This is a genomic window from Candidatus Rokuibacteriota bacterium, assembly GCA_016209385.1.
Lineage (GTDB): Bacteria > Methylomirabilota > Methylomirabilia > Rokubacteriales > CSP1-6 > JACQWB01.
Window position 1 is genome coordinate 1 of record JACQWB010000006.1, and the last position, 2,994, is coordinate 2,994.

Below are 2,994 nucleotides of genomic sequence, written 5' to 3' on the forward strand. Positions count from 1 at the left end.
CAGGTATCTCGCCCGGTTCTGCATCTGCGGGGTCTTCAACACGGTTCGGGCGGAGGAACTCTTCGAGCGCGCTCGCACCGGCACCGCGTAGGAGCCTGTTAGAGTAATGCGCTTCGAGCGCGGGCTTCGCCCGCGCAACCGATTCCTGGGGGAGGCCTCCGAGGGGGACACCCACGCCTCCGGCGTGGGTACCCGGGCCCCCTCCGATTGTCGTAGCAGCGCGCCCATCCCGCAGTCCACGCTTCCGCTGTCCAGCCTCGCGGCCGTCGAGGTCGGTCCCGTCCAGCCTGATCCCGAGCTGCCATGAAGGTCGCCCAGGTCTTGATGGAGATCCTCAGGGCTGAAGGGGTGCGCTACCTCTTCGGCAACCCCGGGACGACCGAGCTCACGTTTCTGGACGCGCTGCCCGATTCTGGGATCGAGTACATCCTGGCGCTCCAGGAGGCTACGGCGGTGGCCGCTGCCGACGGCTACGCGCAGGCGTCGGGGACGGTGGGTGTCGTGAATCTCCACGTGGCCCCGGGGCTCGCCAACGGGCTTTCGGTCCTCCACAACGCCGCGCGCGCGAAGACGCCGCTTCTGGTTACGGCGGGGCAGCAGGATTCCCGTCTCCTCCTCGAGGACCCGATCCTGGCCGCTGACCTGGTCCAGCTCAGCGAGCAGTTCACCAAGTGGTCCTACGAGGTGCGGCGTCCTGACGAGGCCCCGCGCGCGCTGCGCCGAGCTCTGGCGCTGGCTAAAGCCCCACCGACGGGCCCCGTGTTCCTCTCCCTTCCGATGGACCTGATGACGGCCGTGATCGAGGATTCGGGGGCACCGAGCCCGCCCGTCGCGGCCCGCTCGCTCCCCGAGCCTGAAGCCCTGGCAGCGGCCGCCGGGCTGCTCGCCGCGTCGAAGGCGCCCCTGATTGTGGCGGGGGACGGTGTGGCACGAGCGAATGCGGTCGGCGAGTTGGTCGCGCTGGCAGAGCTGATCGGCGCGCGCGTGCACGGCGAGCCGGTGTACCGCCGGACCAACTTCCCCGGCGACCACCCGCTCTGGCGGGGCGGGCTCTTCCCTGCGGTCACGGGCGTGCGCAAGGCGCTTGACGAAGCCGATTGCGCGCTGATCGTCGGAGCGAGCGTCTTCACGTGGTTTCTCCACGTCCCCGGCGAGCCGTTCCCGCCGGGCCTTCCCGTGATCCAGCTCGACGCCGATGCGCGGGAGGTGGGCAAGAGCTACCCGGTGACCCTCGGGATCGTCGGCGACCCGAAAGCCGCCCTCGCGGCCCTCGCGGGCGAGGTCGGCGCCCGATACGACGTCGCCGCTCGAAAGGCCGCGAGCGTCCGCGCCGCGGAGATCGGCCGGCGGCGCGCGGCGTACGTCAAGGGGATGCGCGAGACCGCCGAGGCGGAGCGCGAGCGCGTCCCGATCGGTCAGGCCTTTCTCCTCCACACGCTCGCCTCGCTCTTGGCCGACGACGCCGTGGTCGTGGACGAGTCGGCCTCCTCCCTCCGCTACGTCCTGGGCTACCTCCCCTTCAAGACGCCGGGCTCCTTCTACAGCTCCAAGACGGGCACGCTCGGGTGGGGGATGGGCGCGGCCATCGGCGTCCAGCTCGCCAGCCCGGGCAGGAAGGTCGTCGCCACCATCGGCGACGGCTCCGTGATGTACGCCTGCCAGGCGCTCTGGACCTGCGCCCGCTACCGCCTGCCGATCACGTACGTCGTCCTCAACAACGCCTCGTACGCGATCCTGAAGGCCGGGATGCTCGGCATGGGACTCGACTCGGCCAAGCGCGGGATCTACCCGGGGATGGATCTGGTGGACCCCGAGGTCGACTACGTGGGGCTGGCGCGCGCGCTCGGCGTCCAGGCCGAGCGGGTGGAGAAGCCTGCGGAGCTGCGGGGCGCGCTGGAGAAGGCGCTGGCGGCTTCCGCCGCGACCCTGGTGGACGTCGCCATCGACCGCGGCTTCAAGCCCATGCTGTGAGGCGTGGCGGCGGCATGCTGATCGTCGATTCGCAGGTGCACATCTGGGGGGCGGACACCCCAGCCCGCCCGTGGCCACCGGGGCGGGCCGCCCAGGCCCACCGCTCGACGCCGCTGGGTGTCGAGGAGCTGCTCCAAGCGATGAGCCGGGCGGGAGTGGACCGCGTCGTCCTTGTCCCGCCGTCGTGGGAAGGGGACCGCAATGACCTTGCTCTCGAGGCGGCAAGGCAATATCCGGATCGTTTCGCCGTAATGGGCCGCTTCCCCCTCGAAGCGCCGGCAGAGGCGAGCCGACTCGCAACGTGGCGCGAGCAGCCGGGGATGGTCGGCGTGCGCTTGACCCTCCACCGCCCGCCGTGGCGCGCCTGGTTCGAGAGCAGTTCGATTGACTGGTTCTGGGCCGCCGCGGAGCGCGCAGGGCTGCCCGTGATGGTCTTCGTGCCGGGGCTGGTGAAGCAGTTGGACAGCGTCGCCGGGCGTCACCCGGGGCTGAAGCTCATCCTGGATCACCTCGCGTGCCCGCTGGGAAGCCGGGACGAGGCAGCCTTTGCGCACCTCGACGAGGTGCTGGCGCTGGCGCGCCACGCGAACGTCGCAGTGAAGCCCTCGGCGCTGCCGTGTTACTCGAGTGAGCCGTACCCGTTTCCCGGTCTGCACCGGCAGATCCGCCGGGTCTACGATGCCTTCGGGCCGCGTCGTATGCTCTGGGGCACCGACTATTCGCGCCTCACCTGTCCCTACCGTCAGGCCGTCACCCTCTTCACCGAGGCGCTCGACTTCCTCTCGAGCGAGGACAAGAAGTGGATCATGGGGCGAGCGGCTGCCGACTGGCTCGGCTGGCCGCTGCCATGAGCTTCCTCGGAGGGGGGCCACCCAGGCACCCCCACGCCTTCGGCGTGGATGCCCGGGTACCCGCCCCTTCCGAACCTTATACTATCTCGGACCCGGGAATGACATGACTACTATCCCCAACCCTGTGACGTGGGAGTTCACGGAGCTCGCTGGGCCGAGGACCCACCCGAAC

The 2,994-nt window shown here is 70.3% G+C and carries 2 protein-coding genes; both read left to right on the forward strand.

Annotated features, from left to right (window positions below):
- Window positions 1–303: 303 nt before the first annotated feature.
- Window positions 304–1,971, forward strand: a complete 1,668-nt coding sequence (locus tag HY726_00340; GenBank protein ID MBI4607439.1) for a thiamine pyrophosphate-binding protein — start codon at window positions 304–306, stop codon at window positions 1,969–1,971.
- 14 nt (window positions 1,972–1,985) lie between these two features.
- Complete coding sequence (locus HY726_00345) at window positions 1,986–2,822, forward strand: amidohydrolase (protein ID MBI4607440.1); 837 nt, start codon at window positions 1,986–1,988, stop codon at window positions 2,820–2,822.
- The last annotated feature ends 172 nt before the right edge of the window (window positions 2,823–2,994 follow it).